The 23,523-nt window shown below is 40.1% G+C and carries 14 protein-coding genes; 1 reads left to right on the top strand and 13 read right to left on the bottom strand.

Annotation, left to right across the window (positions count from 1 at the left end; genetic code table 11):
• The first annotated feature begins 501 nt into the window (after positions 1-501).
• Entirely contained in the window at positions 502-810 is a 309-nt protein-coding gene (locus tag CSV75_RS16755) for a type II toxin-antitoxin system death-on-curing family toxin (protein ID WP_158231637.1), read from the top strand.
• A gap of 203 nt (positions 811-1,013) precedes the next feature.
• Here CSV75_RS16755 and CSV75_RS08605 read toward each other — a convergent pair whose 3' ends face one another.
• From CSV75_RS08605 to CSV75_RS08665, 13 genes are all read right to left on the bottom strand, one after another.
• On the bottom strand, positions 1,014-1,631 hold the full coding sequence (locus CSV75_RS08605; RefSeq protein ID WP_099675518.1) for an ATP-binding protein: 618 nt from the start codon (positions 1,629-1,631) through the stop codon (positions 1,014-1,016).
• Positions 1,632-1,928: 297 nt separating this feature from the next.
• The gene (locus CSV75_RS08610) at positions 1,929-2,903 is read right to left on the bottom strand and encodes a hypothetical protein (protein ID WP_099675519.1); all 975 of its coding nucleotides are present in this window, start codon (positions 2,901-2,903) and stop codon (positions 1,929-1,931) included.
• Positions 2,904-4,013: 1,110 nt separating this feature from the next.
• The gene (locus CSV75_RS08615; RefSeq protein ID WP_099675520.1) at positions 4,014-5,615 is read right to left on the bottom strand and encodes a DUF5050 domain-containing protein; all 1,602 of its coding nucleotides are present in this window, start codon (positions 5,613-5,615) and stop codon (positions 4,014-4,016) included.
• 13 nt (positions 5,616-5,628) lie between these two features.
• On the bottom strand, positions 5,629-7,083 hold the full coding sequence (locus CSV75_RS08620) for an Ig-like domain-containing domain (RefSeq protein ID WP_158231638.1): 1,455 nt from the start codon (positions 7,081-7,083) through the stop codon (positions 5,629-5,631).
• A gap of 270 nt (positions 7,084-7,353) precedes the next feature.
• Positions 7,354-7,944 (bottom strand): transposase, encoded by a 591-nt coding sequence (locus tag CSV75_RS08625; RefSeq protein ID WP_233191625.1) that lies wholly within the window; start codon positions 7,942-7,944, stop codon positions 7,354-7,356.
• Complete coding sequence (locus tag CSV75_RS08630) at positions 7,928-9,472, bottom strand: YifB family Mg chelatase-like AAA ATPase (protein ID WP_099675522.1); 1,545 nt, start codon at positions 9,470-9,472, stop codon at positions 7,928-7,930. Before CSV75_RS08630 ends, CSV75_RS08625 begins: the two co-directional genes overlap by 17 nt.
• Before the next feature lie 922 nt (positions 9,473-10,394).
• A complete protein-coding gene (locus tag CSV75_RS08635) occupies positions 10,395-11,288 on the bottom strand; it encodes a hypothetical protein (protein WP_099675523.1) in 894 nt (297 codons plus the stop codon).
• Positions 11,289-11,667: 379 nt separating this feature from the next.
• Positions 11,668-12,075, bottom strand: a complete 408-nt coding sequence (locus CSV75_RS08640) for a hypothetical protein (RefSeq protein ID WP_099675524.1) — start codon at positions 12,073-12,075, stop codon at positions 11,668-11,670.
• Positions 12,076-12,735: 660 nt separating this feature from the next.
• Positions 12,736-14,205: a hypothetical protein gene (locus tag CSV75_RS08645; RefSeq protein ID WP_099675525.1), complete on the bottom strand. Its 1,470-nt coding sequence runs from the start codon at positions 14,203-14,205 to the stop codon at positions 12,736-12,738.
• 712 nt (positions 14,206-14,917) lie between these two features.
• Positions 14,918-17,086, bottom strand: coding sequence for a hypothetical protein (locus CSV75_RS08650; protein ID WP_099675526.1), 2,169 nt, complete (start codon positions 17,084-17,086; stop codon positions 14,918-14,920).
• 90 nt (positions 17,087-17,176) lie between these two features.
• Positions 17,177-20,440 (bottom strand): S-layer homology domain-containing protein, encoded by a 3,264-nt coding sequence (locus CSV75_RS08655; protein ID WP_099675527.1) that lies wholly within the window; start codon positions 20,438-20,440, stop codon positions 17,177-17,179.
• Between the two features lie 857 nt (positions 20,441-21,297).
• Positions 21,298-22,008 carry a WecB/TagA/CpsF family glycosyltransferase gene (locus tag CSV75_RS08660; RefSeq protein ID WP_099675528.1) on the bottom strand — a complete coding sequence of 237 codons (711 nt, stop codon included), beginning with the start codon at positions 22,006-22,008 and terminating at the stop codon, positions 21,298-21,300.
• Positions 22,005-23,297 (bottom strand): nucleotide sugar dehydrogenase, encoded by a 1,293-nt coding sequence (locus CSV75_RS08665; RefSeq protein WP_099675529.1) that lies wholly within the window; start codon positions 23,295-23,297, stop codon positions 22,005-22,007. Before CSV75_RS08665 ends, CSV75_RS08660 begins: the two co-directional genes overlap by 4 nt.
• Between the last annotated feature and the right edge of the window lie 226 nt (positions 23,298-23,523).

The following is a 23,523-nucleotide window of genomic DNA, read 5'->3' on the forward strand; positions in this document are numbered from 1 at the left end:
TCTTGCTTATCAACTCACATCCAAACAGAAAAAGCCTCCCGACCGTTTTAATGATAGCTTTCGCAACTGGAGGCTTATTTGTGTTAGCTATTATGAATAGTGCTGGAGTTGTGCGATATAATAGGTACGCATTTTTTCACCTACACGTCTCACCTTTTGTATAATCTATAATTGGAATAATACAAAGCTTTAAATCATTTTTGCTTCTGTCAATGACAATAGGCAAATATTTATGACCTCTATTACTCAGTTAATAATAAGGAGTTGGAAGCTATGAAACAAAACCCACATAAAATTAATAAAGGCCAGCTGCGTAATAAACTTCTTCAGAAATCTATGGAAGAAAGTTCTGAATTGCTACATCATCTTTCAAGAACATAATTAATATGACAATGATGAAATAATGTATTTAGATAAAGAGGATATTTTGTCAGCTCATCAACTGAGCTTTTCGGAGTTTGGTGGCATGAGGTATGGCTTTGATGACTCATGTGTCGAAAAATGGTAATTGAACCACAAACCACGTTTTGGGGCATTGAACAGTATCTAGGTTTATTCAGAAAAGTGGCTGTGTCTATGTATCGAGTAACTATTTCATATTGCTTTGTAGGTGGAAATAAAAGAGCCGCCTTTTTTTGTACAGACTTATTTTTTAGATATAATGGCTATAGGTTTTTCGCCACTACAGACGACCTTTATGACTTTTACATAAAAATAGCAAACCATGAAAAAAGACCTGAACTGAAATATGCTGAAGAATGGATTCAATCACATATAATATCATTTACTCCGGATGAACTGTTCCAGTAGTTTTAGGCAGTTGCTAACTACTAGGAGAGTTCATCTTTTTGATTTAATCACACTTTTACTAGTAGGTTCTCCAAGATTATAGAACACCCCTTTAAAAATCCCAATAAATCATTAAATATTAGAACATTCGTCGTCTTCGTCTCAATCGTACCATGAAATTGTTGGGGACCTCGTACCTGTTTTGACGTTTTCGTCTCAGCATCTCACTCCCCTCCCGGTACTTCCAGTCCTGTCGGAAAACGTTTCCACTTAATGGCCTCTTCCAATGCCCTAGAGGTTATTTCCTGAGATCCTTGCAAGTCTGCAATCGTTCTGGCAATCCGAATCAGTTTGACTTGCGTTCGGTTGCTCCACTTATACCGAAAACAGAGATCACCTATTGTTTGTAGCTGTATGTCCGAAAGTACAGCTGTCCGTTCCAATTGCTGAAATGTTACGGTGCCGTTTAAGACAGGGCCACCATACCGTATTCGCTGTAACTCTCTTGCTTTGTGAATTCTTTCCCCTATATCCAAGGAACTCTCTGTACTACCTTTTTCCTCCAGACCGCTACTTTGCAGTGACAATACAAAATCCAATCGATCTAAGATAGGACCTGACACCTTTAGTTGATAAGTAGTAACTTGTTTAGGACTACAGGTGCAGTAACGTTCATGTGAGCTGTAATAACCGGCAGGACATGGATTGGTAGCCGCTATTAACGTAAACCAAGCTGGGTAGCTGACTGTTTGTTTAACGTGGCTGATGGTGACTTTACAATTGCAATATGGGTCCACTGATTCAACAAAACATTTGAATTGTTCCCACCAAATCGTTGCCAACCAGTACCCTCGCCATATACCTAACCCTTTGTAAAAGATATTGCCACTGCCTGTAGGATGAATCCAGGTAGCAAATGTATAATCATTTTATCCTGTGAAGTTAATTTGAGGGTACGCCGCAATTGATACAATCGAAACTCCGTTAAAAACCAATCCACTTCCACTATTCTCGACTTATACCGCACAATATGCAGCTTTAGTTCGAGCCTTCACCGTGCAGGCGACTTTCATAATTGTATGATGCACAGGTAACGCTCACTAATGCACGGGTAGCTGTTTTTTCTGTCCCCCCGTCTCCTAAAAGCCAAAAATATTATCAGTAGAATAATTCAAATGTACTGTATTTGCATCAAAGTATTGTATGCTTAAATAATATTTTCCAGTTCGGTATACATCCAAATCTCTCCCATTACTCAGCACTTCTTTGCCGAAATGCTGCCTAAAATACGGACGCAGTGCTTTTCGACTGCCGTGCAATTTAGATTCCCGGAAGATAGCCCGTACTTTGGCATGCGGTTTAATCGTGCTGGTGCCGTTGCTGTTATAATAAAATCCATAAAGCCCGAACACTGAACGATAAAAATTAAAATGCTCCGCCATAAACGGATAGGCAGCCGGATCTCCAACCGCTTTTTTCAAATTTGAATACGACATGCCAAGCGCGCCTGGCACCCACTTCATCTGGCCTTTTTTAGCCAATGCAGCAAATGCATTATCGAAGTAGTTCACTTCTTTGGCAGACCCGTTTATATACAACTGATAAAACTTGGCTTGATAACTGTCTGAATGCTTACTGGCGGCAGAACCGTCATAGAAGACGCTGAACTCTTCTATCCCGATTTCAATAATGCTCGGAGACACAAACTGCGTATGTATGCCTGCCCCATCTCCTGTGAACGTCTTATTCAAAAGTTTCTTGCCTTCACTGCTCAATCCAACTACTTCTACAGACTCCGTACCGTTTTTGTCCGTTTTGTAATACAAATACGTATCGCCGTTCTTCGTGACAGTAAAGCTGATGACAGCATTGCTCCAGCCGTTCGTCCCTTGCCAGACCACCGTGCCATTTTTAAAAATTATCGGTTTTTCGTTCGACGTAATATCGACAACCAATGAATTACTGAGCTTCATCGGAAACTTTGACTGCTCTTTCTTTACCGAATACGCCTTATACACTCTTTCATTCGTTTGCGCGCTGGCCATGTCTGCAACAAACAGTAAAGAGGCCGCAGCAATGAAGCATATGAATAACGCCTTAACAATTTTCTCCACAGAATCCCCCCTGATTAAATCTTCTTCTCGCTGCTGAATCAATCAGCAATCACATCGCTGATAAAAGTGGTGCTCTTAATTTTCAATTGGATGCTGTCATACGACTGGTCAAATGGAACAAAATGCGTGCTGATCGTCATCTTTGCCCGACGTTACATCATCATTTATCTCGACAACATTTCCTATAATCATAACCACAACAAAACACGCAATGCCGATCATAAAGCTTCTTTTCTCCATGCCGATTCTCAGAAACAAGCAATTCAATTATTTACTTATACGGTTTTCCTGTCTTTCACCATGCATTTCTTTTTACTGCTCATCTATCACAGACTGCACAAGAGCCGCAATATCTACAGATGAAAAGGGTTCATCCACCTCCTCAAAAAGATGCAAGTACATATAGTGCTCCGTATTTTCTTCACTCTCCTCTTTTACAGGCGGTTAACAGAATACCAAACTAATACTATTGACTCATGAAAATAATACCACTTCAAAACCAACTTTACTATAATATTTTCTAATTTTCGATTTTTAATAGGACAAGCTCTAAATCCCCTTTACAACGATAAAAGAGACAAGGTTGCCACTGTCTCAAAATCGTATCTATCCAACAACTAAAATTTCGCCTCTTGAATGTTTAATTTGACCTCTTCTCATCAGGATAAAATGCCCCTATGTTACTAGGGAACTTAGTTATGTGGGGCCAAATTGTGTGATGCACAGGTTGGCTGTTTATAATACCTATGTTAATTATATGCACTATTCTCTTTTCTATAGTCGTGTAAAGCGTAGATAGGTTTTTGGGGGAATTTCGTGTGATTAGATGATTTTTTTGTTAGGTCATAATTATCTGAGTAGTGTTCAAATTTAGTAAATCACTGGTAATCGCTGCCGTACGTTAGAAGTAGTGTGCAGGATCTGATCTCCCCTCGTAGCATATGGCTATACATATTTTCCTTTGTCAATTTTCCTTATGGCGCCTGAAACTGTTATGTCAGGCAGAAAGGAGCCTCCCAATCGTTTTTCACGATCATGAAGACTCCTTTATTTTTTCCCAATTTCATTATCCGAATTGTGTGGGGACCTGGTACCCGTTTCGTACCCGTTTCACTCAATATCCATCCGATACGCCTGCTTCGCCTTAGTATCAGTAAAGTATAACGTTTTGTTCTCTATACTAATATCAGAAGTTAAAAAGTCCGTAATCTCAGTCAGGTAGCTACCGTCCGTTCTCATCTTATATAAATAGCCGCCATTGGAATAATTACTAAAGTAAATCCAGCGATTATAAACAGCTATTTCGTTCGCACGTATGTCCGCCAGTCTTTGATCTGCTGATCCATCTAACTTCATTTTATACAGTTTACTATTATCATTTTTATTCGCATAATAAATCCAGCCATTTTCACTGTCAGACGCATGTATTTTGCTCATATATTCATAGCGCGTATCTACTGCTTTAGGAAGGCCGGTATTATTCCACGAATGTGTTTTAGCTAACTGCTTATCTGATACGAGGAAATAGCCGTAGCCAACCTTCCCTTTTCTATCTGGTACAGGATCATCCCAAGTGGAATCTAAGTTATACCAGACATTATCAATTTTGACTTTATTCCATCCGTGGTTCATCGATGGATTACTTATTACATATATTGTTTCAATTCCTATTTGATTGAGTAAGTATACCATCGCAAGGCCGTATCCGTTACAGACAGCTGTTTTATTCACCAACACACCGTACATAGTAAAGGATTCATTCGGTATCGTATTGTTGAGATAGTTGTCGTAGTCATATGCAGTGTGGAGTACTACATAATCATGTACAGCCTTAACTTTCTCATACTCCGTCATACCAGGTTTGATGGCAGTCGCATACAACGTATCAATACTTCGTTGCAATTCGGCTTTCTTTTGCTTGATGGTCTCTTTCGAATAGGCATACTTCGCTTCTAATCTACCATCCGACCAAAACAGACTCCCTCGATACTGATAATAAAAAATTTCAGGATGATCTTCTAGCACCTTTTGCAGTTCTGCGAATGCCACTTCACTATCTTTCGTATACTTATTAACATATATCGTACTATCGATATTTTTCAAGCCAACATAAAGTGCTGAATATAAATCTGTGACTTCTGTAATCTCAGGTTTTTGCTGTGGCTTTGGTGCCTGATAGACGAACTGCTGATAAATATCTTTTCCTAACGAGATACCACGCTCGCTATATAACTCCTTATTCAAGACTAATGTATACGTCTTACCTGATTCGTACGGAGTATTCGGCGTCAGCAGCAATCGATCTGCATTCATGCTGATCGTAATAGCCACTTCAGTTCCCGCTTCATCCAAAATCTTTCCGTTATACCAATTTTCTTCGGAAAGACTAACAGGTTGAGTGAACGTAATACGCCATGGCTTTAGTGGATCCGTAATGGTTTCAATTGGCTTCCACTGAGTTGCTAATTGTAGATTAGGAAGCAGACTCAATAAGGTGCGATCAGGTATAATAGACTCTACCGTTTTACGAACTGAGGAAGCTGGAATTTCTTCATACGTACGATTTTCTTGCAAGAAATCCATTTTTTTCGAGTGCTCCGATAATTCCACTTCGTAGTTCTCAAGATTCGGGGTAGTGGCAGAAACCGGTGAAACGGTAGTACATAACAAACTTGTAATTAAACATAGTGTAATCAACCATTTTCTGTACATAATTTCCTCCTCATCACTTCACCGTAAACTCTATAGCAGCTGGTTCGCTTAACTGCTTACCCGCTCCCGATGTAACACGTTGATCAACAATTAGAGTATACGTTGCACCAGAAGTGAAGTTTTTTAGTGGTGTGATTTCTAGCACGGTTCCACCCTTTTGCAAAGTATAATCGACTTTAATGGACTTACCTGATTCTATTTCAATAATATACGTATTACTATTATTGATCGTATTTTCATCTACCGCCTTATTGAACGTTACGCTCCATGTTTTGGCAGGTTTGATGTCTTCTCTCTTCTCGAACATTTTGAAACCTTCAAATGGATTAGTCATGTCATTTTCATTTACGACATCTTTCTCTACTAGAAAATCAAAGTCTTTCATTTCTTTATTCAATGCGTTATATACCTTAATAGTATACGCACCACCATAATTCATGAAATACTCCGGCATTAGCATTACGTTGATTTCTTCCTTATACGTTTCTTCATTAAAAAAGGCTTGAATATCATTCAACTCTTTCGTGACCTGACCATCTTGCTCAATCACTATTCTATATGGATTGTTATGCAGTAAATTAATCCCCAACCCTCTATATCTCAAATCTGATATTTGCGCGTGAAACGTAGTGTCGATATACGAATCCTCTGCTAAATAAACTTCTTCATTTTCGGGATTCTGAATAACTTGTTCGTTCACTTCAACAACTAGATCATACATTTTAAATTCCTGTAAATACGTTGGATCGATAAACGAAAGACCGAAATCCATTCTTCTAGTACTTTCATCTTCGTTATAGTAATCTGTAACAATTTTATCTGTCTTTGTTATTCTGTTATTTTCTTCATCGCGTAAATATATATCTACAGCTTGCGATTTATCGACATTCAGCATTTCTAATGAAAGACCAAACTTTTCACTTTGTACTCCGATTTGATAAGGATTCACAAAACTGATCGCCGGCTTTTCATATACATGAACTCTAAAATCCTTTACTCGCGCAACTTCCTTACTCCCTAAATACAGCACAATATCTATCGTATTTTCTCCGTTAACATGTTGAAAAGTATTTACCTTTTCTAAATGCCTAGTTTGATATTGTCCAATCACACTATACGAGTCTAACTGATTGGCTCTCGCTACCACTTGTCCTTGTTGAATCATTTCCAACCGACTTGCTTTAATACCTGTGACAGCATTATATTCGCTATCCTTAAGTGATAACCAGAAGAAATGTGCATGTGTATTTGCTGAAAAATATTTAGTTGCACCTGTTTTTTCACTGTCTATTTCATTAACTAGCGCAGTATTGAAGAGCCTAGTAGATTGATCTAAGACATGAGTTACGGTCGTCTCCGCATCGTTCATTTTAATTTCATTTTGGGCAAAACTTTTTTGAGGGGTGACAGTCATGCTAGTTACAATCATAATGAAAAGCGTGAAAAATAAAACGTTACTAGTTTTCAATAAAATTCCTCCAATGTATTTATAAATAAAGAATACCATTACTATAGTATTGTGTATATAGTCTTATGAAGGCAAGAAAACTATTACTGTGTCATCTTGCACCCCAATAAAAAGACTAGCTCGTAAGCTAGTCTAAGTAGTGATTCAGTTATATCTAATCTTCTTGCTATCCATATTAAACCCTTTAAGAGAATAGCTAATCTGATTTTTCGGGGACAGGTAACCTAACTAAACACCTCGTACTTGACAATAGGATATAAGTACGCTTACTCAATCCATATACTCTTCCATACCGAGAAGTTCGTCTATCTTAAGCAAACAGTAGGTTACGTAGCTAGAACGAGTTTTCTCAAACGGTGGCGGCAAGTACCGAAGAATGGAATGCGTATCTATAAAGGTCAATGAAGATATAGTACCTGCATCATTAGAAGGAAAAGAGCTGAATGGATAATCAGTGAGACAGTCTACCATCGGAATCTTCGTTTCGATTGGATTGCGGTGAATATAGCGGCTGACTGCGAGGAGGGCTTGTGGAGTATCGACTTCTTTGGCAAAATAGCGACTTTGGTAAATGCGTCCGACATGTCGATAGCGCTTCGAATAATAGTCGCTATATCTCCGGTTGATTTGCCGCATGATGTGGGACAAGTCGTCTTCCGATCGTATGAGTAAATGAAAATGATTGGTCATGATGCAAAAAGCAATTAACGCGAAACGATAGCGCTCCGCCGCATGGCTGATACAGCGCATTAGGTGATACATGTCCTCTTCACACGAGAAAATATTCTGGCGGTTGTTTCCGCGCATCACGACATGAAAATAGGCATTCGGCCGCCAATTTCTTTTACGCTTGGACAGCACCTTCACCTCCTATCGACTGCAAGCCAGTAGATAGCTGTTTCCATTCAATCGCTTCTTCCAAAGCTTCCATCGAAATATCCGGCCTTCCTTGCAAGTCCGATATTGTGCGGGCGATCCGAATGAGTTTGACCTGTGTCCGATTACTCCATTTCCGTTCGAAACAGACATCACCAATTATGTTCAGCTGCTCAGCCGTAAAGCCGGCAGTCCGTTCTAGTTGTTGAAACGAAACCGTACCGTTGCGAAGATCATTTCCGTATCGCACACGTTGAAGTTCGCACGCTTTCCCTATGCGTTTTCGAATATCTAAAGAGCTTTCGGAAGTAGTTTTCTCTTTCAATCCGCAGCTTTGCAAAGACAACACAAAATCCAGCCTGTCTAAAATCGGACCAGATACTTTCAGTTGGTAGTTCGTCACCTGTTTCGCAGAACATGTACAGTATCGTTCATGGGAACCATAATAACCACATGGACAAGGATTCGTTGCAGCAATCAAAGTAAACGAAGCCGGATAGGTCACAGTCTGCTTGACCCGACTTATCGTCACTTCTCCAGATTCCATCGGCTGCCGCAACATATCCAGCGTCTTCCGAGAAAATTCACCCAGCTCATCAAGAAAAAGTATTCCACGGTGCGCCAAAGAAATCTCTCCAGGCTTCGGGTAAGTACCCCCACCAATCAGTGAAATAGCAGAAGCGGAATGATGCGGTTGACGATACGGCGGACGTAACGTCATCCCCTGCTTTTCCCGTGCCAAATGATATAGACTATACACTTCAAGCGCCTCTTCCTGTGCTAGGTCAGACATAATAGAAGAAAATGCACTGGCCAACATACTCTTTCCACACCCCGGCGGACCGATCAATAACGTATGATGTCCCCCTGCCGCCGCAATTTCCAATGCGCGCTTCGCCTGCTGCTGGCCACGGATCGAGGCAAAATTCGTCTCTGGCTGCTCGTGAGTAGGTGCCTGTTCTGTAATAACAGGAGAAAGAAAGCCCTCAAACAAGAGCGTAGACTGTCCTCGAAGATGCTCAAGCAACGCCTCCACCGTCGGAAGCGGAATCAACTCCACGTCTTGCGCAAAGTCAAGAAACGATACATCCACAGGTGGCAAATAGATCCGTTTGAATCCTAAAGTCAACGCTTGCTGGATTGCCGGCAACAAGCCATGGAATGGAACCAATTCACCATGCAGTGATAGAGACGTAATCACACAGATGGAATCATCTAGCGGCAAAGGCTGATCCGTCAGTTCCTGAATAGCCGCAAGCAACATCGCGCCATCAAAACCCGTCCCGCTCTTCCGTATATCCGCAGGCGACAAATGAATCGTAATCTTTTTCATTGTCAAATCAAAATCCAAATTATGCAAACAACTTAAAATACGCTCTTTCGATTCCTTAATACTCGCATCCGGCAACCCAATAATTACACACTGTTCCTTATCTACGCGTATGTCGGCCTCCACACGGATCCGTTCCCCTTTTAACCCTTGGAGTCCAATACTTATCACTGTCGACGCCATCTCTTCACCCTCTTTGCTAGATGTGATTGTATTGAGTATGGCGAAGTTGATTCAATATGGTCAAAATGGCGAAATTGAATTTTGGAAAATAGAAACGGCATAGGTATCATGTTTTGAAAAAGAAGAATTGAATTTCTCTTGCAATTTCAACGGAAGAATTCAATTCTTCGACTATTTTCTTATAGGATAAAAAAGCCATCCAATCGCTTGCACGATCAGATGGACTTCACATTTTGCTGATTGTCAGACTAGTGTCTGAATTGTGTGATGCACAGGTAGGCTTTTCTCCAGTAGAGAAATTTTGGAAGGCCGGCAAGCCTTTTTTTGTTATTTTACAATTGCAACGTTATGTACTTATCTCTTTCAAAACTCTGTACTTCTATCTTGCACTACACACCGGATGGACTTTTTGAAGGCGACAGCGATAGAAACAGATGGAACAGAGAAAGTCCCTCAACCAATTTCTCGGTCAGAGGATATTCTGGTCCAGACATTTATCAAATTATCTGATTAGCGTCTGAGTTATAGGACGCACAGGTAGGCTTTTTATCAAATAATTCAACTTACGATAATGAAGTGTTATCGTAAGTAAACAAACAGATAGAAGCCATCCAATCATTTTTGTAATCGGATGGCTTCTCAATTATAAACCTTCAAGTTGTCAGATTAGTGTCTGAATTGTGTGATGCACAGGTAGGCTTTTCTATACCCCGAAAACAATGGTTTCCTTGTGTTTTACTCAATCTACTTCATATAATGGGTACCTACTATTTAACTTATTATAATAGTAAAGACCCCGCAGAGATTTCTCTCTACAGGATCTAACTTCTATCTTATAGTAAATTATTGAATTGCCAGATTAGTGTTTGAATTGCGCGGTTCACAGATAAGTAATTTTAATAAGCCTGTCACAAGAAAGTATTCAGTGATATCTAATCTTCCCGCTATCCAATTTAGACACATCGAAAGCGGTCGCAATTTTGCCGTATTCACTTTTCGTTACTTCTAACTCTTTCAGTGTAGCATCTGTTCGATCCAACTGATCAATCATTTGATTGAGCGAAGCGAGACCTTGCCACACACTCGCTTTTTCTAGTTTTGAAGCCACAACACCTTTTTCTTCTTCTGACAAAAGAGTAAATGCAGCTAACGGCAAGGCTTCCAATTTCACTAGCAAATCCTCTATACTCACTGCATCATGGAGCTCGGTTACTTGTCGTTCTAAATCCGTGCTCGCTTGCTGAACCATGTCAATCGATGCAACAACTCCCGGATCTACTAGTAGCTTTTCTACTACATGAGCTCTTCCCGCAGCGCCCAAATTAATGAACCCCTCACCCGCTTGCTCTATTGCTTGTTCCATTAATTCATCAAAGGCACTTTTCTTAATTTGTTTTGTTTCCACAAGCAGAGATGTAATCCTATTTTCCAGTTCAGCTGTCAGTAATGCCTTTAATGGACATGTCTGAACTGGCGCAATCAATGAACGTAGGCGCTCCATATCACTTAAAGTGTTTGTGGAAGATAAACTGTGCCGTACTTCGTATAAACGGTTCATCCAATCCATACGTAACTGGATCTCTTCTATTAATTCAATAGATATAATAATAGCACTAGCATCTTCTTCAATTGTGGCTAAATCAGCCTCATGAAGCGTAGTATCCGTTTCTAGACATGTTAGTCTTTCGTTCAGCTCATTGTATACTCTCCTCTCATCCCGTCCTTCTAGCGCTGTATAATAAATACCTTTCATCTGGTCTCGTTCTTCTGAAAGGCCATATCCTGAACTGCCCGGCAATGCGGTATAATCAAACATATTAGTTCCTCCTATAAACATACCTTACTCTAAGTATAAAGGACGTTCAGTAAAACAAACAGAGGTTCTTCATATTACTGGAAGACACACTCCTATACATTCACAATTTCTTCAATGACCATCAGGCATTACTGAATAGGTCTTTACAAATAGTAACAATAGTAACAATAGTAACACAAAATGATTATTCTATCCAAATGAAATGATAGTGATCTAAGTCTGTCAAATTGTTGAAGTTTAATACTTAAGTTATTAAAATTTCATTGAAATTCAAAGTCAAAGTATAGAATTATAAAAAAGTCACCTGATTATTATGTACAATCAGATGACTATATATATTAGATTAGTTTTTAACTTGGTTAATGGTAGGTTTTATAATTTATTCGATATCCGTTACTTCAAAAAATTCAGCATCAGGTTCTGTAGCAACAAGTTGTCCATTTTTAAATTCTCCATCTACCGGAGTAATATCACTGTGTTTATTAGATCCAGCTAAATATTTCAGAGCCTCTAAATTAGAATTAAATTCTGAGATAGCATCAGAATATAAATCTTTGTTATAATATTTGAGGTTATCTAACTGAATATACTTTAAATCATTATTTCTTATAAGACCTTCAGTAAATGCATCTTGATACAAAGAATTTGAAATCTTGATATCTTTACCATCCTTTGTAAAAACTAATTCTTTAATCGAATTTGCACTAGCAGCTTGGGTCGAAACAACTGGTACTAATGCAGTAGCCGCAACCAGGGCTACTAATGAATATGTTAATGTTTTCTTCAATATATTAAATCCTCCTTAGATAGTGGTTATATAGACTTTAAGCATTTATACTCAAATTAACTTTACCAGATTTATTCTATTCTTTCAATCCTATCTATATATGAAACGGGTGATAGTAAACACGAAATATTTTTAGGTTATTTTATTGTCCAAGTACGTGTAGTTTATTCAACCAACTTTACTTCCTATTAGGACTGTAATTACTACCCAAAACAAATTAGTTAGCCGTACAACTCTATGAAAGCTTTTAATGAGGAAAATCAGGAAAATAGAAAGTCTTTAATTTGAATTATCAACCGTGTCAGGTCAGTGTTCCCCTTGTCCAATTCCTCAAAGTAAATGACCGCTCTTCCGATATGGAATATGTTACATGCTTAGGAACCTACCGAATCAATTTGGGTACCTACTGTAATACATCCAACCTGATAGACTTTGCAAGAGAGCCCTCACCAAATGATTAATTGAATACAACTCCAGTACCCTTTCTTTCACACTCTTTTTTCTTTTCTCCATTATTAAATAGAATTGGATGGATATAGTGAATTCTGAAGTTGGGGGAGAGACTGTCACCGTCTCTCCCTTCAATTCTAACAAAACAAAAAGAAAGAATCGGCCCGAAGGCCTATCCTTTCTATTTATCTACTCAAATGGTTGAGTGGATTATTCAGCCATATTATTAAATTCAATTGAGTATTCTTTCTTAGTTTTTCCATCAGCTGCGATTACAATAACTTTCCAATCCGTCATTACCATACCAAATTCATTAGTAACTTCTTCACCATCTTCGTCGACTACTGTATAAGAAGCTCCTTCTGGTACTTGGAAAACGCTCTTGATAGAATACAACATTTCCCTACCATCTACAGAAAGGACATTACCTTCTTCTATAGAAATCGGAAAACCTCCATCGCCATCTTCATCGACTGGTGTCGTATTAGCAGTCAATGACAATGTAGCATCATTACTTTTCACCACAAATGTATAAGTGATCGCATCTCCAATATTTTTGCCTGCCGTTTCACTAACTTGCTGTTTCGGTTGGATTGTAATTGTGTAAGTACCTTTAGCTAAGCCGTCTTTAGGTGAGAATGTAAGATTAATATTTCGTATTTCACCTGCGTTAAAACCAACTGTAGCTACGCCGTTTGTATTGTTTTGACGCACGCCATAAAATACAGCATTGCTGCCGGATTCTTTCAACTTTGTCGCAAAGCTCTGGTTTGCAGTTGATTTGCCCCAGTCAGCCGGCTGTCGACCATCCGCTTTTGCTCCCCCGCTAATATCATCTGTTGCTCCGCCGTTTGTTTGAAGAGTAAGTTGAGAAAGAACATCATCAAATTTAGCATTTGATGATTCTCCTTCCTTCTTAACAGTGATATCTAAATATGCACCATTTCCAAAGTAATTGTAGCCGCCTGGAGAAGTATGAGCTGATTTTTCACCGGATCCAATCCCGTTATTTGAACCCCAATTAAACAAAGTCTCATAACGATCTTGGTTTAAAGTAAGATCTCCACTTTTTGTTAGGAAAGCATCCTGGTTGCTTTCGTTTACAACAGGTTTTTCATTAGTAACTTTATCAACAGTACCTGTACCTGACAGTTTTACTTCACTATTACCTGCAACCTCTTCAACAGAACCGTTGTTCACCAACTCAACAGAAGCCTGAGCATCAACCTTTTCAATTGTTCCGTTGTTTGTAATCGTGACTTCGCCAACTGCTTCCGGAGCAACTGTAATAGTCGCCACTGTTTTACCTGGAGCCACTGTTAGCTTGATTCCATCAGGATCATTTACAATTAGCTTGTTGCCATTAGCTTTTTCATTCCATGTTCCGTATGCAACATTGTTGATGTTAATGTCGCCTGTCACTGTAAGCTCATTATTAACAGTAGCCTGTGGTGCCTCAACCGTTAGATTGCCATCAATGCTACCATTCTTCAAGTTGATAGTACCTTTGGCTGGCGTATTAATTGTTACGTTACCAGTAATCTTCTTGCCATTAAGATCAAGATTGACTAATTTGTTGATAACAATATTCTTTGTGATATTACCTTTAAGGGTTACCGTATCCCCATTCTTCGCAGCTTTCAAATCCGCTTCGAACTGTTGGGCATTCGTTGTTGGCAATGTGCCACCATTCCGTGTCTATCCTGCCAAGGATTTCGACCGGTCTACACCGTACATGCGGCTTTCACCGCATACGGCGTTCCATCGATAGAATTTCTACCGACTGGGTTCCTTCGCTCCCGCCAGTTTTCTCCTCACCATATGTTGCCATACAGATACAAACGGCTGACGCTCAACACTACTATGAACCCGCTGACTTCCCTGACGCCTCTCTGGAATTACTCTTCCTACTCATCAAGGACCTCAAACGTTCCATACCTGTCATCCCTATTTTTGATGACCGTAGGCCTCCACTATGCAGCATGAGAAGAACCGGTTTAATAGCCTGAATTGTTCCGTTTCCTGCCCTACTATTCCAGACAGGGAGGTGGCTAACCAGCCGAAGGTTCTTTGTAGATCAGCCACTAGCTCATGCAGCTTTACATCATGGATTCATTGCTTGACCATAGTCATCTTTTAAGGAGCCCCGCATACGACTTTCACGTATTACGACTTCACCTGGCTTCATGCTTTATGGCGAGTAAACCATTTGGCATGCAGGAGGATTAGGCTCTATGTATATTAGGCTATTACATAGGTCAGGTAATTCTCCCGACATTTGACAGTGCATAGTTAAAGAAAATCCTCATACCGATGCCGATATGAGGAGGATTTCTTCACTCATTTCATCTACCATTTTCATAGATTTATAGAGTAACGTTTCGCAATTTTATTATTCGACGATTGTTTTGATTTCAGTGACAGTTGAGAATCCAGCTTTTCCGTCAGCTTTAAGAGCTGTCAAAGCGTTAAGAACCGCTTCAGCTTTTTCTACTTGATCAGCTGCTCCAAGTGTCTTGAATTCAGGAAGTAGAGAATTTTCTCCTGCAAGTACTGTTTGTACACCTGCAATTGACGTTTCATCGTTAACATCTGCAAGGAATGCTGTTCTTTCAGCAATTGCACCTGTATCTGGATCTGCATCAACAAAAATTGCTGCAAGAGCTGTATCTTTGTCAGCGAACTTCTTATCTGTTTCAGCATTACGCTTAGCCAATACAATCTCAGCTACTTCAAGCTTAGCTGTAGATGAAAGGTTAGTGAAATTAGTTTTATTGTTGGCTGCTTCAAGAGCGATTAGAGCTTTGCTCATTTCAGAAGCTGTAGAAGCTGCATTAATAGCTGCAAGTTGTGCTTTTGCATCTTGTGCAGCGTTTACAGTACCGATGAGTGTATTTACTTCACCTGCATCAGCAAGAGTTTCTTCACCAGCAACCGCTTCGACAACCGCTGTTTTGTAAGCTTCAGCATATGCTGAGTTTACTTTGTTTGTTTGCTCATGCAATTTTTGACTCTTTTCAAGAAGTGCTACAACGTCTGCTGCTGCAGTTTTTGCAGTTACTGCGTTAAGATCTTCAAGTACTTTAGTTTTTGCTGAACCTACTGCTTCATCATTTTTATCATTAACGATTTTTTGGATATCTTTACGCTGGTTTTTATCACCAACTTCAGCTTCTCCAATTGCAGTTCTATAAGCTGTAAGGTTAGCATCTTCAACTGTTTTGATATCGAATTCATCAATTTTATCAAAACCTACAACATCTTTATACTTCTCAAGAAGAGAATTCTCAAGTGTATCAAGATTTGTCAAAGCTGATTTTAATGCGCTGTTTGTTTTTGCATTGTTAACGGCAATCAATGCATCTTCAAGATTCAATCCATCGAGAATCAATGCTTTTAACGGCTCTGCATCTTCTTTATCAGCTGGAATCCACTTAGTAACAAGCGCTCTAGCTTCAGCTACTTTTTCACTGTCAAGAGACAAATTAGCTGCTGATACTTTTGGTCCAACTTTCAGAGTATTTACTTCAGTAACTTCTTCTTGGATAGCATCAACAGTTGTAGGAGCAACAATTCCGCCGATTGCAGCCTGATATTCAACAATCCACTCAGGGTTTACAACATCGAAGTTAGCTTGCAATGCTTTCAACAATTGAGCTTGAGTTTTTGCATCTAGAACCGCTTCAACTGCTGCATCATTAGCTTCATCTTTAGCTGCATCTTCATCAATTTTAGTAATTGCTTTTTGAACTGCTTCAAGTGATGCAGTTGCTCCTTCTACTTGAAGAGCTCCTAAATAAGCAGCAATTCTAGTTTCATCAGCATATGTAATACCTGCTGCATCTAGTGCTGCTTGTAATTTGATTTCATTAGGAGTTGTAACTGCTGCTGCAATATCAGCCAATTGGTTGATAGCATCGAAGCTGTATTTTTCACCGTTTACATCCCAAACACCAGTAAACTTGTGGTCAACTGGGAACGGTGTAACGAATTCAAAATCAGCTTGTGTTGTTCCTTCAGCAAGCAACATTGGCTTAGTTTCAACAACTTTACCTTCTCCATCTTTAACAACAACGTTTGCATCTTCAATAGCAGTAGTAATTTCAGGGAATGTTACAGTTACAGCGTTATTGTTAATCGCCATTACTGATTCAACTTTCAACCCTGCAATCTGTTCTTTTTCAGGAACCAAAGATCCACCAACAAATTCTCCAGGTACTGTTGTGATTGTTTCAGCTTTATCAGATCCAGCTAATAACTCAAGCGCTTTGTCCAAAGTAGCTTCTTCAGAAACTGCTTCATCTAAAACTGCTTTGGAGTAATATTTACCGTCGGAATTTTGAACGTAAGAGACAGTTTTCCCAGTCATCCATCCTTCTGCGATAGCAGCATCGTAAACTGCTTTAGTGATAGCAACATTTTGTCCATCAACAGTAACAACGATTTCATCTACAGCGTAGCTTGTAGCTGCGCTTGCAGCTGCTACTGGTACTAATGCAGAAACAGCAAGAACTCCTGCTAGACTTGCCTTTGACAATACTTTAAATGGTTTTTTCGTCAAGTTAATTCACCTCATAGTTTTGTTTGATTAATATTTCATATATACATATAAGGATAGCGAGTCGCTATCCTTATATACTTTTGCTTTATATTACTTAGTTGTTTTAAATGTACCAGCATTGATTTGATCAACAGTTGCTTTATCCATTGCAATTGCAACTAGGTAACGGTCATCATTTAAGGAACTTTTTCTGAACTCATAAACTGCATCACCAATTACTAATGAATAAGAAGTGCCTTTTAAATCAGCTGCTAGTTCAGACTCCAAGAATGATACTACGTTTTCAAATGTAGCATTTGGTGCGATTTTAGATGAAGCACCGATAGTATCAAATTTCACTACTGCATTCGCCTCGCTTACTTTTACAGGAACTTTAACTGTAGCTGTTTTATCTCCAGCTTTTACAGTTACTGTAACTTCAACAGTTCCAGCTGCTTTACCTGTAATTACAAGTTTGTTGTCTTTAACTTCTGCATTCGCAACAGTGCCACCGCCAGTTACAGAACTGATTGTGATGTCTTTGTTACTAGTAGCTAAGTCGTTTGTAAGAAGTACTTTTTCTGCTCCAACTGTTACTGCTTGTTCAGTTACAGTGTTAGCCGTTAGCTCAGCTGGCACTTCAGGAGTTGTAGTTACATTTAACAAGTTAAATGTGAATTTACCGTCAGCATCAACAGTTATAGAAACTTTTGATGATCCAGCAACAACTTCTGATTCGAATGCTGATTTAGTTACTTCGTTACCGTTAAACTGGTAAGCTTTTGCATTTGCATAAGAGTACACAGTGTTATCGATTGTTAACACTTCAAGTGTTTTATTTAGGCTAGTTACTACTCCTGTAATAGCTGCAGAACCGTATTGTGAGAAGCTCACAGATACTGATGCTGGGTTCGTAGTAGGCAATACAACGCCTGCTTTAGATCCAGTTGCTGTTACTGTTACGTTTGTTGGGTTAGCTGCAGTAACATTAACTTTTGCTTCAGTTCCTGTTGTAGCGGCAATAATTCCTTCAACCGTTTTAGTAGTTCCAGCTTTGATAAGTGTTCCGTTAGCAGAAATATCTCCTGTGCCAGCTGATACTTCGAAAGCAACTTTCGTTTCGTCAGTAGCTGTACGTGGCTTACCGTTTTGGTCAACTAGTTGGTAAATGAATGTAGCAGCATCTGCTCCATTTGCTACTACTGTAGATACTTTCTTGCCGTTTTTGTCAACAGCTTTCAAGTTTGCAGTGTAGTTTACTTTGCTTACGAAGTAAGTGATTTCTCCAGCTGCTTGTAGATCTTCAACATCCAATTGACCTGCTGTTTTACCGTTATCAATGAAAGCAACTGGTGCTACATAGTCGTTTTCTTTGTCGCTTGATACTGTAAATTCAGCTTTACCGTCTTTAGCTACTGTTACAGTGTAAACGCGCTTCTTGCCATTCTCGTAAGATGAAGAAGTAAGTTCTTTACCATCAGCATCTAGAACGTGCAAGTTGCCTGTTAGGTTTTCAGCGTCGATCAATACGTGAACTTTAGTTCCTGGCGCTGCTGGCTTGCCATCTTGTGTATTGAAAGTAACTGAGTAATCACGGCCGCCTGTTTCAGTTGAATTCTTGTAAGTAGCAGCATTTTGTACGCCTTCAGCTTTGATTGTTAGACCAAGTGATTGTTGTACTGTGAATGTAACAGGTGTTGCTGTTGCTTGACGAGCTGTTTCAGTGTACTTAGCGTTGTAATTAGCTGCAATCGCTTTGTCTGCATTAGTGTCAAGTTTTCCTTCAAATACGATTGGAGTAGCTGTTGCATTAGCACCTGTTAGAACTAGGTTAGCTTTACCGTCAGCATCCAATTTAACTGCAATTACGTTCTCGCCTGTTGTAGAAGCCTTGTAAGGATATGATCCTTTTGCAAGTGCTGCACCTGGCTTGCCAGTGATTGCATCTAGTGCGTGAGTAGTTACGCCTTCTGCAGTAACTGTCTTAGTCAACTTGTCAGGAGTAACATTCAAGTTTTCTTTGAAAGTAACGAATACATATCCGCCAGCGTTGCGTTTAGAGTTGATTTCATAAACTTTCTTAGATCCGTTAGCTAGTGTAGTAGCTTCCGTGATGTCTTTGATAGTTAGTTCAGCAGCGTTAGCCCAGTAAACTTTACCTTGCTCACGAAGTTCTGCTTTACCAGTTGGGTATACAGTTACTGTATCTTCACCAGCGTTATACTGTGTGTAAGAGAAAGTAGCGATACCGTCAGCGTTTGTTACCACTTCAAACACTTGGTCTTTATTCAATGTAGTATTTGTTTCAGCTTTTACGTTGAAAGTAACAGGAATTCCTGCTTCTTTAACGCCAGTGTCAGCAGAAAGAATAACTTGTTGTCCTACAACACCTTGAATTGATTTTGTGTTCAAGCTGATTTTAGAAGGTACTGTTGGTGACACGCCATTGAATGAACCAATTGCTTTACCATCCAACATTACAGTGTACTTCTCTCCGCCTTTTTGAACAGCAGTTGTCAATACAACAGTTTTATCATCTGATTGCTTAACTGCAGCGTTAGATACAGTCAATCCGTCGATTGAGAATTTCAAAGAGTTGATGTTTTCAACTTTTTCATTCATTTTAACTTCTACAGTTGTGCTGTTAACAGCAGTAACTGAAGCAACTCCAGGAGCTACAACTCCGCCACCAATTTCACCGAAGTCTACTTTAGTAGTCTTGTAAAGGAATGAAGCGAATTGTCCACGAGTTGTTGTTGATTTAGGGTTGAATTCTGGTGCAGCTGGGTTTGTGATGTCGAAGAAGTCTAGAACGTCGATAGCAGGACGAGCTTCAGCTTTCGCTTTACCTAGGTCTGTAACGTCTTTCTTGAAATCTTGGTCTTTCACGTAAGATGTTAGGTCAACGTCATGTACGCGGTCGAATGCACGAACAAGAACGATTGCCATGTTTTCACGTGTGATGTCGCCTGCTGGATCAAGTGAACCGTCTGGTTTACCAACGAATACGCCGTTATCATAAACTAGTGCAGACATTTTTAGAAGCTCATCGTTAGATGTAGTCTTCAAGTCTGAGAAACGTGGTTTAGTTTTGTAGTCTGTAGGTACTTTATAGCCTTCAGATACTAACCATTTACCCATCAATTTTACTACGTCAGAACGAGTAAGTGTTTTGTTAGGTTTGAATGTTCCGTCTTCATAACCTGAAATTACACCTGCATTAGAAAGAGCATCGATTGCCTCTTTGTGTGAATTGTTGTCTTTTACATCCGTGAAAGTTGCAGCCATTGCTACTGGTGCTACTGCTGATGCTACTAGTGCAGCTGAAGCAGCCCCTACTACAAACTTACGGTATTTCGTTGGTTGGTTAGCCATTAAATAATTTCCTCCTCGTAATATCTCTTGTTTTTGCCAGTTACTACCTATGTATGAAAGTAGTAGGCATTACAACTTAAAGTATAGATAAGAAAGTGCTAAAAGTCAATTGAATCTTGGATAATATACTAGTCTAATAGCACAGTGCGACAAAATATTTATGTCCCGTCTACTATTGTATCGAAAGAATAGTAAAATACAAGTATTTTCCAAAGCGTTTTAAAAAGAGAGTATCTTGGGCATGCAAGGGATTTTTGCCAAACAAAAAGGCTTGAACAGATGGGAACTGTTCAAGCCTTTTTGTTTGCGGTCAACCAACCGTAACGCTTTGCACGTACTGTGCTATATACTAAAGAGAAAATTACCCTTACAACTTCGTATTCTACCACCTAATCTACTAGATTACAAGATAGTAACTAACTAGTAGAAAATTTCTTAATTAACTTTTGTTAGTAGGTTAAAGTTATTAGTAGATTTGCTTTGGAATAGTAGAGAGAGGTTTGAGGTTTAGGATGGAAGCTCCAGCGGGGGAAGCGCTCTTGAACGCCTTAACTGGTGCTTCTAACCTATGTTGAGAGTGGAGGTACATGAACCACTTACTGCAGATAGTGTGTTATTTATTGTGATCTTCGGGCTTGGTTACGTTCAAGTTCAAATTCTAGTACAATACTAATCCTAAATTCAATGAAGATCGATAAGTATCACCCACTCACGTTGCAAGGGTTTGGCGCGTAGGAGGGGCGACTCCCAGAGGATCAGCTCGACAGGTGAAACAACCAAAGGGGAGCTTGCGACCTGGTTGGCTCACCGCGAGCCCTCAGGAAAGCGTCCCCTCCGAAGCGCCAATCCCCAACCCCTTACTTCTTCCGATACACCTCCACCAAAAACTTCGGCAAATTCATTTGACGCTTAATCCGGCTCGGTTCAAGCAATAATCGATACAACCATTCCGCCCCTGCCTTTTGGAACACGACCGGTGCGCGTTTGATATTGCCCGCCAGTACGTCGAATGATCCACCTACTCCTTGGAACACGATCGGATGTAGTTGGTCGCGGTGTTGTTCAATCCACTGTTCTTGCTTCGGTGAACCCATCGCAACAAATAATATATCCGGTTTTGCTTGGTTAATCGTGTCGAGTACGACTTGTACATCTTTTTCATAACCGTGCTGAATACCAGCGATTTGAATGTTTGGATGCATGACTTGCAATCTTGCCGCTGCTTCTTGCGCCACGCCAGGTTTGGCACCATAGAGGAAAATGCGTTTTCCCCGTATGGCGGCTTCCTGTACGACGCGGTCCATCATGTCGATTCCTGTAACACGTGAACGGATCTGACCTTTTTTCAGCTTGGATGCAAGTATGACACCGATGCCATCCGGGATTTGGAATTCCGCTCGGTTAAGCAATGCTTTCAGTTCTGGATCTTCTTTTGCTTTCATGAGCTTTTCTGGATTGATCGCGACGATGAGTGATTTCTTTCCTTCTTCGATATTCTCAAAGACTTTCGGAATCAGTTCGTCATAGTTCTCGGTGTTGACGGAGACGCCTAGTATTTCTTCTTTCATTTATATAGCTGCCCCTCTTTTTTGCCATCTCCTAATTTGAAGAAGCGATATTCCGCTTGTTCCCACGCATCTGCTGGGAGTGCGTTTTTCGTATCCAAGATGATCGGCCTTGGCTGCTTCGTCTGCAAGTCTGCCGGATTCAGTTGTTTGAATTGGTCATGGTCCGTAGTTAATAGAAGAAGATCTGCTGTGCCAATTGCTTCTTCGAGCGTTGCCACTTGCGTTGAATGCTGTAATTCTTTGATGTGCGGATCAAATGACACGACTTCTAGCCCCAAATCTTGTAGAGAATCAATCACTTTCGTTGATGGGCTTTCGCGCATGTCGTCGACGTTCCCTTTGAATGCAAGACCGAGAACCGCCACTTTACCGTTTTCGATATGGTATTCTTGAAGTAAACGCTGTGCACGTTTCGCCGTATACATCGGCATGCCATCGTTTGTTAGACGGGCTTTTTTGATGATGTCTGCTTTTTCAGGTGCCAGTTCCACTAAGAACCATGGATCGACTGCGATACAGTGACCACCGACGCCTGGACCTGGCGTATGGATATTGACACGTGGATGGAAGTTTGCAAACTTGATGGCTTCCCAAATGTCCACATCAATACCTTCTGCAATTTTTGCGAGTTCATTGGCAAAGGCAATGTTGACGTCACGGTAGGTGTTTTCCATTACTTTAACAAGTTCCGCTGTGGTAGCGTCCGTTAGATGGATCGTTCCTTTTACGAACACTTCGTAAAGCTCTTTTGTCATTTCTGCTGATTTCGCATTGACACCGCCAACGATGCGGTCGTTGTTTACTAGTTCTTCGAAGATTTTACCTGGAATTACGCGTTCAGGTGAGTGAGAGACAAATAGTTCTTCCCCGATAATTAGATCTGTTTTACGTAATTCAGGCAGCATGACGTTTTCGACCGTCTTTGGTGGGACTGTGGATTCCAAGATCACGAGTGCGCCTTTTTTGACGAACGGCACGATCGATGCGGTCGCCGCACGAATGAATTCTAAGTTCGCTGTGTTGTCCGGATTGATGGGTGACGGTACTGCGATGATGTAGACTTCCGCTTCTACTGGTGTAGTAGAGGCTTGGAAGTGTCCTGCGTCTACCGCTTTCTCCAAACGCTCTTGCAAACCGTTTTCTTCTATATGTAGTTGTTTATTGTTAATAAGTTGAACGACGTGTTCATTACGGTCGACGCCGTGCACTTGCAAGCCGCTGTTTGCGAACATAACGGCAGTTGGAAGACCGATATAACCTAGGCCTACTACGCATAATTTCTTTTCCATAGTGTATGATACCTTCGCTTTCTTGTTTTAGGTTGTGGTTGTTAGTAAAAGTCCGGCTAGACTTTGGGTTGGGTACGGGATCTTCAGTTCAAGACCTTGGAATTCAAGAGCCCAACATATTTAAATTCAAAGAGAAAGGATGAATCTCTTCATCCTTTGTTCTATTAGATACATTATATAATAATCAGTACTTTTGGTTTGGTACTTCCGCACAAATTCCAGAAAG

It is taken from the genome of Sporosarcina sp. P18a (assembly GCF_002743135.1).
GTDB lineage: Bacteria > Bacillota > Bacilli > Bacillales_A > Planococcaceae > Sporosarcina.